Source organism: Glutamicibacter sp. BS14, assembly GCF_056934375.1.
In genome coordinates this window covers 2,011,470-2,024,813 of record NZ_CM167801.1, presented here as the reverse complement: position 1 = coordinate 2,024,813, position 13,344 = coordinate 2,011,470, and the positions used below count along the sequence as shown (strand labels likewise).

Below are 13,344 nucleotides of genomic sequence, written 5' to 3'. Positions count from 1 at the left end.
ACACTTGAGCGGTGGCGATAGTGGACTTGTACGTTCTAGGAATTGGTCACAAATCCATGAAGATTCAGTGCTTTCGCTAGTTCCACTCGATCATCCAGTTCCACGTCAATTCCCGCGACGTCTTGGCTGACTTCATGTCCCCGCCCGGCCACGAGAATCGCGTCGTTGGCTTCGGCCAAACTCACAGCGAACTCTACGGCTTTGGCGCGTGGCGCGACGTTGTGAAGCTGCACCTGCGGACGCTCGGAATCGAGAACTTGCTGTGCTCCGGCGGCAACCTGGGCGCGGATCGGAGCCGGGTCTTCGCTGTGCGGGTCGTCGTCGGTCACAATGACGATATCCGCGTGGCGGGCTGCCACCGCTCCCATATCCGGGCGCTTGGTCTTATCGCGCTCTCCGGTGGCGCCGAAGACGACGATCCGGCGTCCCTGCTCCCCCGGACGGATGGAATCCAAAGCCTTTGCCAGTGCATCCGAATTATGGGCGAAATCGACTACGGCTACCGGAGATTCGGCTACGACCTGCATCCGCCCTGGAACGGCGACCGACAGCGGATCCTTGGAGTCCAAGGCCTGCTGCAGGGCTTCGAGGTCCGCACCGCCGGCCAGCACCATCAAGGCCGCCAGTGCTCCGTTGGCGACGTTGAACATGCCTGGAAGCAGGGTCCGGGTCCGCAGCTGGCGTCCATCCCGGTGCACCAGGGTGAAACTGTGGCCCAATCCGCAGTGCGCCAGTTCGGCAACCCTCCAGTGCGCCGAAGGGTGTTCGCCGTCGAGGCTCAGGGTCTCGGTAGGCACCAGGGCGCGCTCGGCCAGGCGCTGGCCGTATTCATCGTCTACCATGACCACTGCGCGCTCGGAGCGTTCCGCGGTGAATAGTTCGGCCTTGGTTTCGAAGTACTCGTCCATCGTGCCGTGCAGGTCCAAGTGGTCCTGGGTCAGGTTGGTGTAACCGGAAACGGCAAAGCGCAGGGCATCAACGCGGCCATAGCTCAGCGAGTGGCTGGATACCTCCATGGCCACCGACGTGACTTCCTGCTGCGCCATGCGCGAGAGCACGCCGTGCAGCTGGGTGGACTCCGGGGTGGTCAGCACGCTGGGGATGATCTGCCCGCGGGCGGACATCTCAATCGTGCCGATCAGGCCGGTTTCTTCACCCAGCGCATCCAGGATCGCGCGGATCATGAAGGTTGTGGTGGTCTTGCCGTTGGTGCCGGTGACAGCGAACAGCTTCGGGCTGCGCTGGTCGGTTCCGTAGACGCTCTGCGCGATCACGGCTGCGGATTTGCGTACATCTGCAACGACGGCCACCGGGATCGAGAGGTCATCGCTGAGGAATTCGAGTCCTGCAGTATCGGTGATCAGTGCGACAGCACCGTTGCCGATGGCGGTTTCCACGAATTCGGCACCGTGGCGCTTGGCGCCGGAAATACCCAGGAAGACGTCACCGCTCTGTACGATCTGCGGGTTGAGGCTGACGCCGAGGATTTGCGGAGCGGCATTGAGCAGCGCTCCAGTTCGCACCGCGCCAGCTGTGCCGCAGAGCTGGTCGAAGCCAAGACCGGCGATGCTCTCTGGGCGTAGGTACCGTTCTAGCTCACGCGGAGTGTCGGGGTTCTGGACTACCAAGATTTCTTCTGATCCTCACCTACAAAGACGTCATACGCCTCTGACTTTGTCGTGCTCGGTGGCACATTGAATGTGTTGAGAGTATGGCTCATAACATCGGTAAACGTGTCAGCTACCGAGAAGTCTTTCCAGTTGCCCTTTGGCCTGTACATGGTTGCCACGACGACGAACTGCGGATCTTCCAAGGGAGCGACACCTGCAAAGGAATAAGTATATCCGTCATAGCCCTTGGCGCTTGCCGCCTGGCCTGTACCGGTCTTGCCGCCCACGCGGTACCCGGGAATGCGCTCCTTGTAGCCGGTACCGTCGTCAACGACCGATTCCATGAGCTTGAGCATTTCGTCAGCGGTGCTTTTCTTGACCACGCGCTTCTTTTCCGGTGCGGGGATCTTGGTGATGGTACCGTCTTCGTTGCGGTAGCCCTCAATCAGGCTTGGCGAAAGGCGAACGCCGCCGTTGGCCAAGGACTGGAAAATTGAAGCGGTGTGCAGCACGGTCTGCGAATAGCCCTGGCCGAACATGGTGGTGTACTGCTGGCGGCGGTCCCAATTATCGGGATGCGCCAATTGGCCAGCGCTAGCGCCATTCAAGCCGACGCGGATGGGCGAACCCAATCCGAAGGCACGCATGTAGTCGTAACGGGTCTGCTTGCTCATGGTATTTCCGACCATCACGGTGCCGGTGTTGTAGGAACGGGCGAAGATGCCCGAGACCGTCATGTCGTACGTTGGGTGTTCCAACGAGTCATTGATGGTTTCCTTGGTGAACGTCTTCTTATTCGGCACACGCATCTCGGTCAGCGGATCCACTCCGCCCTGGTCGATGGCCGCCGCGAAGATCGCGGCCTTGCCGGTGGAACCTGGCTCGAAAGCACGGGTGATGGAGGTGGAGCGGCGGAACTCCGGCTTGGTAGCGCCTGGATCATTCGGGTCCAATTCAGCGGAGTCGCCGATGGCGAGGATCTTGCCGGTATCCGCTTTCATGACGACCACGGAAACCCACTCAGCGTTGAACTGAGCTTGCTTCTTTTCTGCTGCACGCTGGGCAACGTAGTTGATGTCGGAGTCGATGGTCAGGATGACGTCCTGGCCATCGACTGCAGGGGTTTCTTCGACCTCGGTGACGGGAATGCGCACGCCATCGGCGCTGATCTCGAACTTGCGGCTGCCGGCCGTGCCGGCCAGGTGTTCCTCCTGGCTCAGTTCCAGGCCTTCGGCTCCCACCACGGCTGTTTGGTCTTCGGAGTTGCGCACGAACCCCAGCAGTGGTCCTGCAATTACGCCTTGCGGGTACTGGCGTTCGCTGCGCAGCAATGAGGCAAGTCGCGGAATACCGATTTCGAGGACTTCGTTGCGTACTTCCGGGGTCACGCTCTTGGCGAGCATGACGTACCCTTTGGGCTTGGCATCGCCCTGCGGGCGAACCTTCGTGGCAAGTTCCTCACGGTCCTGGTCAAGGGTATCGGCTAGTTCGTCAATGGCTTGGTCCCACGTGATGCGTTCCTGGCCATTGGTTCCATCCCGCTTCGCACGGCGAATGTTCTCACCCTGCTCGCGCTGGTCGATGACCAGATCATAGCGGTCTACTGAGACGGCGAGGGTGGTGCCATTGCGGTCTTCGATGGATCCTCGATTTGGCGCAATGTTTTCAACGCGTTCGCGGTTTTCCTGTGCAGCGTTGGCAATGGTTGCCGAGTTGATGCCCTGGACCCAGACCAGCCGGCCCAGGATCACCAGCAGCAAAACCACGGAGAGGAGCAGCACAAAGCGCATTCGCTTTTTCGCAGTGTCGATTGCCGTCGAGCTCACAAAAGAACCTAACTTTCCCTCAGCGTGGTTTTCCAGCAGCGTAGGCCACCTGTATCTAGCTTAGAAAGGGCTAACTACTCTGCTGGGGATTTGATGCTTGGTGCAGGGATCGTGCCCCCGTTAAGCTCAGCGTCATTGAACACTGGGCGGCCATCACTGGCAACTTCACGTTCAGCTTTCTCCGGCTTCACCTCTGGTTCCTTGGAACCTTCAGTGGCACCGGACTCCTTCTGTGAATCTGCTGAGGCTTTACCCACAGTGGTCTTCGGCGTGTTTGATGCGTTGGCTTCAGTTTTGCTTTCACCCTTGCGGATGCTGTCGCCCGGCAGCGGAATAGTTCCGTATTCCTGCTTGCTGTTCTTTGCCTTGACCGCCTTCTCAGCGTCTTGGGCAACCTTGCCCTCAGACAGGCTGATCAGCCCTGGAGCACCTGGCGAAACCAAACCGAGGTCCTTTGCCTTGGCGGCCAGTGCCTGTGGCGCCGCCAACGACTGGGCCTCCTTCAGCAGTGCCTGATTCTCTTGGGAAAGCGCACGCTCTTGCGAACGCAAGTTCACGATGTCGTACTGCCGCTGAGCTACAGAAGTATTGAGCAGCACCAGCGTAACAATCACGCTGAATGCCAAGACAACGAGCACCGCAGACATGGTGAACATGGAGCGCTTGCTGGTTTCGTTCATCTTAGGAACCAACGAAAGAGTTACGCGCTGACGCGAATCGCCTTTAGGCAGGTTGCTAGCTGGGACGGGCTCGGGTCGCATTGCACGCGCAGTATTACCGTCGACAACAGGCTGGTTGTTCACGGCTGCGGTCTTCTGCACGCGGCGCTGGGCTCGTTGGCTCATGCTAGCTCCTCTTCAACACTCGTTCCACAGCTCGCAAGCGGGCTGAGGCTGCACGTGAATTTTCTGCTATTTCGTGGTCGCTTGGCTTCTCGGTGCCCTTGGTGAGCACCTTGTATTCAGCTTTGTGTTCGTCCAGCTCCACCGGGAATCCCGGAGGGGCCGACGAGGTAGATCCATGGACGAAGTGCCGCTTGGTGATTTTGTCTTCCAAGGAGTGGTAACTCATCACGACGACTCTTCCGCCGACGTTCAAAGCTCCCATTGCCGCCGGGATCGCACGTTCCAAGACGTCAAGTTCCTCATTCACTGCAATACGCAATGCTTGGAAGGTCCTCTTGGCCGGGTGTCCATGGTTTCGAGCAGCCGCCGCGGGCACAACGCTGCGGATCACTTCAACTAGTTCAGCAGTGGTAGTGATGCGGCTCTTGGCGCGTGCCTCGACGATTGCCGTCGAGATGCGTCCAGCAAACTTCTCTTCGCCCCACTGTCGAATAATTCGAAGCAGTTCGTCGCGTTCCAAGTCGTTGACCAGGTCCTCGGCAGTTGGGCCAACAGAGGTGTCCATGCGCATATCCAGCGGTGCATCATACGAATAGGCGAAACCCCGTTCACGCTCATCGAGCTGCAGCGAGGAAACGCCAAGGTCGAACAGAACGCCGTCGACCCCCGGGAACCCAAGATCTTCCACGACATCCGCAATTTCGTCATACACCGCGTGCACGAGGTCGATGCGGTCCTGGAACGGGGCGAGTCGTGCACCGGCAAGTTCGTGAGCCTGCTCGTCACGGTCTAGACCGATCAGGTGCAAGTTGTCGAACCGCTTGAGGATGGCTTCGGAGTGCCCACCCATCCCGAGGGTGCAGTCAACCACAATTGCCCGACGGCCTTCAGCATTGGCTCGCTCAATACCTGGAGCTAGCAAATTAACGCATCGGTCCAGAAGTACTGGAACGTGGCGTTCGGATGCTGGTCGCTGGGAATCCTGATTTGGCACTGCGCCCCCTTTCGCTTTCGATCTGCTGTTGAGATCAGATCCCCCTCCAACCAAGTGGCGATCCAACCTTCTGGCTCCGGGGAAGTGAAGCCAGACGATTTTCTACCCCAAGGTGGCTGGAGATCTCATCTCAACAAACGTGGTGTTTTGTCGGTGTAGGGCACAAAGCCCTAATCTTCGTCAGTATCGGAGAACACGTCTTCTTGTTCATCCAAGTACTGCTGCCATGCGGTCGAATCCCAGATTTCAATACGGTTGCCCGCACCGATAACTGTGACCTCCCGATCAAGGCCTCCATAAGTGCGCAGCACTTGCGGAATCGTTACGCGCCCCTGCTTATCTGGAACTTCATCCGAGGCCCCTGAGAGGAACACACGCGCATAGTCGCGTGCTCGCCGGGAGGTCAAGGATGCCTGCGCCAGCTGCTCGTGCTGCTTCTCAAATTCCCGCTGGCTGAAAACGTATATGCAACGCTCTTGGCCGCGAGTGAGAACCAGCCCATAGGACAGCTCATCTCGATATTTAGCTGGAAGAATCAACCGACCTTTTTCATCAAGACGCGGTGTGTAAGTTCCAAGGAACATGCACACCACCTTTCCCGTGAAGTGGCCAGAAGCCCCATTCTTCTCTACTTGCCTCCACTTTACTCCACAACCCTCCACTGTCAATGCAATTTCAGTGGTTTCGCGAGGGTCTGGACTTAAAAAACACCTGAATCTAGCGGATGCTCAGCCTATGTTCAGGTGGAGGGATGGGAATCGTCCAGCTGCATGATCCAGTATTTTTCAGAGATTCCACACGCAAATCCGCGGAATATTGCTATTTTTAGGCGCGGTGGTGGGAAGTGGAGGAACCTGGGGAGGGAAGTGGGGGCCTGCCTGACCGGCGAGGTGGACGTGAACCTTGGAATCTGCAGAGAATTCAAGATCACTTGCAAAGTCGCGCGGCCTTCAGATAGGCGCACCGAATATCCAGGACATCCAACTTCCCGAATTGAATGAAACCCATGCGCCCCGGCATGAGGTGCACGGTGACCGTAGGGATGTGAGAAGCGGGGCTTAAACAGAAAAGAGGTGCAACCCTAGGGGTCACACCTCAATATCAATGCAGATCAGCTATCGGACTGATCACGCTTTCGCTGGTTCCATTTTTCTTCCAGGCCGGAAAGGAACTGCGAATTGTTCTTGGCTGCAGATTTTGATCCCGTTCCGTTGGACGGACCAATTTTTCCAGTAGCCGATTTAGTCAGGGCAAGCAGTACACCCGCGAACATCACCGCAAAGCCGAGAACGCCTACGATGATGATGTGCTGCGAGATTCCAAAGATGAGTCCCGCTAGGCCGACGATTACCAGCAAGATACCCAGAGCAATATTGCGGGTCGACAAACGTCCCGTGCCCGATGGGCCTTTCATGCTCGAAGCGAAGCGACGGTCTTCATGCAGCTGCTTTTCCAACTGCTCCAACAAACGCTGCTCGTGTTCCGATAGCGGCATCGTCTTCTCCTTCCAAAGGCAATCTCGACGGTCGTCCACCGTCTTCAAGTTCAACGTCGGGTCGAAGGGAAAAGTTCCCTGGATTCGATCGAACTTAATTCAAGGATAGTCTCTTTTGCACCCGCCCTGCTAGTTGATCTTCCCCACTGTCCAGATATCCATACGTTCTACACAGAATGTGTTTATTCCTTGGGGCGCAGAAAACGTGCTGGGGTCACGATGGACTGCGGGAATCTCTGTCCGATCTGGTCAGCGATGCGTTCCGCTTCTCGGGCTTTCTCTTCGCGGGGGTCCAAGCTAAATTGCAGACCCAACTCGTAATCTTGCAACCGTTCAGCTTTCACCCCGATCAGCCGGACCGGTTGCGGCATAGGGGTCAATTTTCGCAGAAGGGCCAGCGCGGACTCGCTAATTTTCGTTGAAGAATCTGTCGCAGCTGCGAGCGCCTTCGAACGCGTAATTCCAGAAAAGTCCTTGTACTTGATCTTGAGCCCAACACCGTTGGCTGATTTGCCGTGCTGCCGCAGCCGTTGACCGACCTTATGGCTCAGCCGCAAAAGTTCGCCCTCAAGCACCTGGGGATCGGTGATATCCACCGCAAAGGTATGTTCCGATGAAATGCTCTTCTCATCCCGGCTAACCTCCACCGGACGGTTATCGATCCCCCGCGAGAGCAAATAAAGGGCGCGGCCGTGTTCCCCCAACCGGCTAATCAATCTTGCTTCTGGCTCGCCAGCGAGTTGCCCCACGGTCTCAATCCCCAAGGAGTGAAGCTGACTAGCGGTTCGTTTTCCCACGCCCCACATTTTCGACACGGGTAATTCGTGCAGGAATTCTTCGGTTCGCTCGGGCGCAACTACCGCCATGCCGTCAGGCTTGGCGTACGTCGAAGCGAGTTTCGCAACGAATTTATTCCTTGCAATGCCCACGCTGGCCGGCAGTCCCATTTCTTTGCGTATATATTCGCGGATCTGCTGAGCGATCTGCACTGGCCCGCCAAGCATGCGCATGCTTCCAGTAACGTCTAGGAACGCTTCGTCGACACTGACTTGCTCAACCAGAGGCGTCAATGTGCGGAAGTACGCCATGATCTGGGCCGAGGCTTGCGTGTACTTGTGATGGCTCGGCTCGATCACGGTAGCTTGCGGTAGCAGCGGGATGGCTTGGCTCATCGGCATGGCCGAATGGATCCCGCGAGCTCGGCAGTCATAAGACGCAGAGAGCACCACGCTCCGGCCTGAACGGTGGCCTACAATAACTGGCTTGCCTACTAGGTCAGGGCGGTCCCGCAGTTCCACTGAAACAAAGAAGGCGTCCATATCGACATGGAGGATTGCACGATCCACCATTTCAATTCCTCTCCCCTCGTTCGGCTGCACCACCAGCTTACTCGAATGTATATTCGGATTCCGTTCCCACCCCGCGTACTTTGGGTGCCTTCTTCGCCGGGCGGGAATCACCGGTAGAGTTGTTGCTAACCACTAGTTGTTTACCCGTAGAAATGATTTTGCATGTCGATGCCTGATTCTGTGCCGGACCTCAACACTGAAGCCCAGAGCTTGAGCCGTACCTACACTTCTGACGTTGCTCAGTTATTGGAAGAATTCCTGGCTGCGAAAAGCGTTGAAGTTGGTCAGATTACTAGCAGCGCCGTCGAAATCGTCAATGCGATCACGTCACTGACCCGTGGCGGCAAGCGGCTTCGCGCCCTGTTCGCTTTCTGGGGTTACCTCGGTGCAGGTGGTCGGCCCGATGAACGCGACATCGTCCAACTCGGGGTGGCCTTGGAACTCTTCCAAGGAGCCGCGCTGATTCATGACGACATCATCGACAATTCCGATACACGACGCGGTCAGCCGAGCGTTCACAAGCGCTTCGAGGCCCAGCACCGAGAACTTGGGCTTGCGGGGAGCGCAACGAGCTACGGCATGGCCAGCGCAATCCTTACCGGCGACCTATGCCTGTCGTTGAGCGAGGAAGTCTTCTCAGGTATTGCTTCCCTCAACGCTCGGGCGCGTACCATCTTCAATCAGATGCGCACCCAGGTGATGGCAGGGCAGTATCTTGATGTTCTAGAAGAGTCTGCGGGCCCCGCCTACGATCCGAAGGAAGCGGTCAAGCGAGCTCGCACTATCGTGCGCTTCAAGTCAGCCAAATACTCCACTGAAAACCCATTCTTGCTTGGCGGCGCGTTGGCCGGCGCCAGCGAGGCTCTTATGGAGCGCTACTCCGCATTCGCGCTTCCGCTGGGTGAGGCATTCCAGCTACGTGACGATGTTCTGGGCGTGTTTGGCGATCCAGCAGTCACAGGGAAGCCGACCGGCGGCGATTTGCAAGAAGGCAAGCGCACGGAATTGATTGCCCACGCCCTCTTGCTATCAACTTCTGACGAACAGGACTTCATTCAGAGTCGCCTCGGCGCAGTGGATCTCAGCGAAGAAGAAGTGTTGAGACTAAGCGGTATTCTGCGCGATAGCGGCGCCCTGGCGGCCACCGAGCAGAGCATTAGTGAGTTGACCACCCAATCAGATCTCGCCCTGAACGCATTGCACGTCACGCCCCTCGCCTTAGCGGGAATGCAGCAGCTCAGTGATGCAGTGACAAAGAGAAGTAAATAGCGATTCGTTACTAAGACATAACGAAAGGTCTCAACCATCCATGCGATATGGAATACGGTTGAGACCTTTTGTTATTACTGAGGCTAGTTCGTCCGGGCCATTACCAGCCCATGGCCTGCGCCCGCCGACGGATTTCAGTTTTACGTCCGGTGCGCAGAGCATTCATTGGAGTGCCGGGCAGCGATTCATCCTCGGTGAACAGCCAAATAACCGATTCCTCATCGGAGAAGCCGGCATCCAAGAGTACCGAAAGAGTGCCCTTCAGGCTTTCCACCACTACTCCGTCTTGGAGAAAATCTGCAGGGATCGAACGGACATTGCGAGCGCCAATTCTCAACGAAACAATGGCACGCTCATCCAGCAGTCGGTGCACGCGGCGAATATCTACATCTAATTCTTCAGCCACATCGGGCAGGGTCAGCCACTGGCCGACGAGATCTACGGTTTCCTTCACCCCTTAAGGTTCCCACAAATTCCTGATCCGCGCAGAAATTTGGATGAAACTCACCTCAGCAGTTCCCATGAGTCACAGGAGTAGTGTAAATTTTCTTGTATCACTTTGATAACAATTGCATCACAGTCAACATGGGGTACCACTTCCCCTCTGTTACCTGCGGAGCAAAGCCCGTTATTTTCACCGTATAAATGAGGATTGACTCCATGCCCCACGAATCCAAACATGCTTCCAAGCATGCGTTAGGCGTTGTAGCAGGCGCGGCCATTCCCGCTGCGGTCATTGGCAGCCTCGCCTTAGCTCCCGCAGCGCAGGCAGCACCGATGACTGTTCCCAACACCTCAGGAAGCTTTGCCAAGTCGGTAACTCCGGAGACCATCAAGGTCGCTGAAGACCAGATCAAGGCCCACCTGATCGCTTCGCGAGTATCTACGCTGGGATTACCAGCTAAACGAGATGTTTCCGAAATCAAGATCCCGGCAGGTGCGTCCCTATGGAGCATCGCTCGGGAATATGACACAACCGTGTCAGAGCTGAAGAAGCTCAATAATCTTAAGAATGATTCAATCGTCGCCGGCAAGACACTCAAGGTCTCCGGTCATGCTTCGAAAAACAGCCCCAAGGGCAAGTCTTCGAGCTCGTCATCTTCAAGTACCGCCACTTACACCGTCAAGAACGGTGACACCCTCAGCGGCATTGCGAGCAAGCACGACATGAGCTTGTCTGATCTGTTGAAGAAGAATGACATCTCTGCAAGCAAGGTAATCTTCCCCGGCAATAAGCTGAAGGTCAAGGGTTCGGCGTCGAGCTCCAGCAATACGACGCAGACGAAGAAAACTTCTTCTTCGTCGGGTTCTTCAACCTACACTGTGAAGAACGGTGACACCCTCGGAAGCATCGCCATCAAGCACAATATGAGCTTGTCTTCGCTCCTTAGCAAGAACGATATCTCGGCCAGCAAGGTGATCTTCCCTGGCGACAAGATCAAGGTCAAGGGTTCTTCGTCCTCTGGCTCTTCGTCGAAGTCCTCCCAGAAGAAGTCCTCCTCCTCCGGTTCTTCAAGCTACACCGTCAAGTCCGGTGACACGCTCAGCGGCATTGCGGCCAAGCACGGCATGAGCTTGTCCGATCTGTTGAAGACCAATGACATCTCTGCCAGCAAGCCGATCTTCCCAGGCAGCAAGATCAAGGTCTCGGGTGGCACGTCGTCTTCGAGCTCCTCGCCGAAGAGCACTGCTGCGCCCAAGGCCAAGGCCAAGACGTCGACCTACTCCGTGAAGTCCGGCGATACTCTCAGTGGCATCGCGACCAGCCACGACATGAAGCTGGCCACCTTGCTGGATTTGAACCCCGAGTACAGCTCGAGCACGCCATTGAAGATCGGCGCCAAGCTGAAGGTTTCGGGCTCCTCGGTTGCACCGTCGGGTCAGGTCAAGAAGCAGAAGATCGGCAATAGCTTCGCTGGTCGTACCTACGCAGATCACGTTGTGCGAGATGCTAACTCGAACAAGGACTACCTTGACTCGATCAGTGTCCCGAGCCGCGGCGAGATGCAGGACCTGATCCGTTCCACTGCAAAGAGCATGGGCGTTGACCCGGCTCTGGCGTTGGCTCACGCGTACCAGGAGTCTGGCTTCAACATGCGTGCGGTCTCCCCTGCTAACGCCGTTGGCGCCATGCAGGTACTGCCAAGCACCGGTGACTGGATCGCATCGGTCATTGGCCAGGACCTGAACGTCCTGAACCCACGGGATAACGTTGTCGCTGGTGTCGCAGTAATTGCCTACAATTTGGACAACACCGACAACCTGGACAACGCAATCGCATCGTACTACCAGGGCCTGGCCGGTGTTCGTAACAACGGCATGTACGAAGACACCAAGCATTATGTAGCCAGCATCAAGGCTCACATGAAGAATTACCGCTAAATAGCCAAAAGGAGAGGCGCTTCCAACACGGTGTGTTGGAAGTGCCTCTTTTTTTGTTGCAGCTGATCAGGCTGCTCCTAGCCTGTACGGTGGTCAAGATCCAATGGCATGTCGATTACCACCTTGGTCCCGCCCTTCTCGCTCTGTACCCAACGGATTTCACCCGATAGTTCGCTGGTAACCAGAGTGCGGACAATTTGCAGCCCAAGTCCCTCGCGGCGTGGCTCTTCTGGCAACCCGTGGCCGTCATCTTCAATGACAACCCGTAGCCAATCCTTGCTATCGGCACCCTTGTAGCGTTCGGCAACCAGCGCGACTTCACCGTTGCGATGCGCTAGTCCATGTTCCACGGCATTAGTCACCAGCTCATTGATCACCAGTGACAACGGTGTCGCCAAATCAGCGTCAAGCATGCCGAATTCGCCTTCACGACGCGTGGATACCCTTTGCTCCGGAGAAGCGATTTCCACGATCAGACGGAACTGGCGATCCATCAGATCATCAAATTTGACGGTTTCGTTCAGGCCCTTGGACAGGAAGTCGTGGACCGAAGCGATAGTGGAGACTCGTCGCATTGCCTGCTCCAGGCCCTGCTTGCCGTCCTCTGAGCTCATCCTGCGCGATTGCATGCGCAACAGCGCCGCGACAGTCTGCAAGTTGTTCTTCACGCGATGATGGATTTCACGGATCGTAGCGTCCTTGGTGACCAGTTCTTTTTCGCGACGGCGCAGTTCGGACACATCGCGGCACAGCACCAGTGCGCCCCAGCGCTTTGATTCGTTGCGCAGCGGAATGGCACGCAGGGAGAGGGTGACTCCGCGATGTTCCACCTCGGTACGCCATGGCATCTTGCCCTGGAGCACCAGCGGAAGAGTTTCGTCGACTACACGACGGTCGCTGACCAGTGCCATCGTCAGATCAGCCAGTGGCTGGCCCTGGAGGACATCAGCTGCGCCTAATCGGCGGAAAGCTGAAACAGCGTTCGGGCTGGCGAATTCGACGGCTCCATCAACGTTGAGCCGGATGAAACCATCACCGACGCGCGGCGCGCCACGGCGGGAGCCGGTAGGGCTGGCGAAGTCCGGCCACAGCCCTTGGGTACCCATCTGCAACAGGTCATCAGCGCTTTGCCGGTAGACCAATTCCAGATTGCTGGGTGTGCGGGACTGGTTCGGATCGAAGTGGGAAGTGATGACCGCAACCGGTTGGTTCTGGCGCACTAGCGGAATCGCCTGCACCGTGGTCAACCCCATGATGATATCTTTGCCGGCTTGTTCGGCCGAGCGTTGCACTTGCTTGGTTTCCCAAGCGCGGTCCACCATGATGCGCAGATCCTTGCGGATCCGTTCTCCCACGAAGTCGCTATGGAAGGCGGTATGCGAGGTGGAAGGGCGCACGTGTGCCAAAGCCGTATAGGAACCGTCCCCGGTGGGGAACCAGAGCACCAGGTCTGCGAATGCTAGATCCGAGACCAGTTGCCAGTCCCCCACCAGGAGGTGGAGCCAATCCTCATCACCGGGCGCTAGTGCAGCACGTTGACGTAATTCTTCGGTGATGAGGGCCATTGGCGGTAT

At 57.1% G+C, this 13,344-nt stretch carries 11 protein-coding genes; 2 read left to right on the top strand and 9 right to left on the bottom strand.

Translation table 11 applies throughout. The features are described from left to right. Nucleotides 1-35 precede the first annotated feature (35 nt). The 7 genes from AC1Z36_RS09620 to dinB all read right to left on the bottom strand — a co-directional run bounded on the left by AC1Z36_RS09620 (nt 36) and on the right by dinB (nt 8,119). Nucleotides 36-1,628, bottom strand: a complete 1,593-nt coding sequence (locus AC1Z36_RS09620) for a UDP-N-acetylmuramoyl-L-alanyl-D-glutamate--2,6-diaminopimelate ligase (RefSeq protein ID WP_483561233.1) — start codon at nt 1,626-1,628, stop codon at nt 36-38. Then, entirely contained in the window at nt 1,622-3,436 is a 1,815-nt protein-coding gene (locus AC1Z36_RS09615; protein ID WP_286134108.1) for a peptidoglycan D,D-transpeptidase FtsI family protein, read from the bottom strand. Before AC1Z36_RS09615 ends, AC1Z36_RS09620 begins: the two co-directional genes overlap by 7 nt. Before the next feature lie 74 nt (nt 3,437-3,510). Beyond that, nucleotides 3,511-4,281, bottom strand: a complete 771-nt coding sequence (ftsL, locus tag AC1Z36_RS09610) for a cell division protein FtsL (protein WP_105656806.1) — start codon at nt 4,279-4,281, stop codon at nt 3,511-3,513. 1 nt (nt 4,282) lies between these two features. After that, nucleotides 4,283-5,275: a 16S rRNA (cytosine(1402)-N(4))-methyltransferase RsmH gene (gene rsmH / locus AC1Z36_RS09605; RefSeq protein WP_181148802.1), complete on the bottom strand. Its 993-nt coding sequence runs from the start codon at nt 5,273-5,275 to the stop codon at nt 4,283-4,285. A gap of 170 nt (nt 5,276-5,445) precedes the next feature. After that, nucleotides 5,446-5,859, bottom strand: coding sequence for a division/cell wall cluster transcriptional repressor MraZ (gene mraZ / locus AC1Z36_RS09600; protein WP_038990697.1), 414 nt, complete (start codon nt 5,857-5,859; stop codon nt 5,446-5,448). Nucleotides 5,860-6,386: 527 nt separating this feature from the next. After that, nucleotides 6,387-6,770 (bottom strand): DUF3040 domain-containing protein, encoded by a 384-nt coding sequence (locus AC1Z36_RS09595; RefSeq protein ID WP_105656808.1) that lies wholly within the window; start codon nt 6,768-6,770, stop codon nt 6,387-6,389. A gap of 182 nt (nt 6,771-6,952) precedes the next feature. Then, entirely contained in the window at nt 6,953-8,119 is a 1,167-nt protein-coding gene (gene dinB, locus AC1Z36_RS09590) for a DNA polymerase IV (protein WP_133834285.1), read from the bottom strand. A 162-nt stretch (nt 8,120-8,281) separates the two neighbouring features. Between dinB and AC1Z36_RS09585 the strand changes: the two genes are divergently transcribed. After that, nucleotides 8,282-9,388, top strand: coding sequence for a polyprenyl synthetase family protein (locus AC1Z36_RS09585; protein WP_105656810.1), 1,107 nt, complete (start codon nt 8,282-8,284; stop codon nt 9,386-9,388). 100 nt (nt 9,389-9,488) lie between these two features. On the opposite strand, the gene AC1Z36_RS09580 is transcribed toward AC1Z36_RS09585, so the two are convergent. Continuing rightward, nucleotides 9,489-9,842, bottom strand: coding sequence for an Rv2175c family DNA-binding protein (locus AC1Z36_RS09580; protein ID WP_105656811.1), 354 nt, complete (start codon nt 9,840-9,842; stop codon nt 9,489-9,491). 206 nt (nt 9,843-10,048) lie between these two features. Between AC1Z36_RS09580 and AC1Z36_RS09575 the strand changes: the two genes are divergently transcribed. Next, nucleotides 10,049-11,770: a lytic transglycosylase domain-containing protein gene (locus tag AC1Z36_RS09575; protein ID WP_166650794.1), complete on the top strand. Its 1,722-nt coding sequence runs from the start codon at nt 10,049-10,051 to the stop codon at nt 11,768-11,770. A gap of 77 nt (nt 11,771-11,847) precedes the next feature. Here the strand turns inward: AC1Z36_RS09575 and AC1Z36_RS09570 are convergent, their stop codons facing one another. Next, nucleotides 11,848-13,335, bottom strand: a complete 1,488-nt coding sequence (locus AC1Z36_RS09570) for a sensor histidine kinase (protein ID WP_105656813.1) — start codon at nt 13,333-13,335, stop codon at nt 11,848-11,850. Nucleotides 13,336-13,344: the final 9 nt, after the last annotated feature.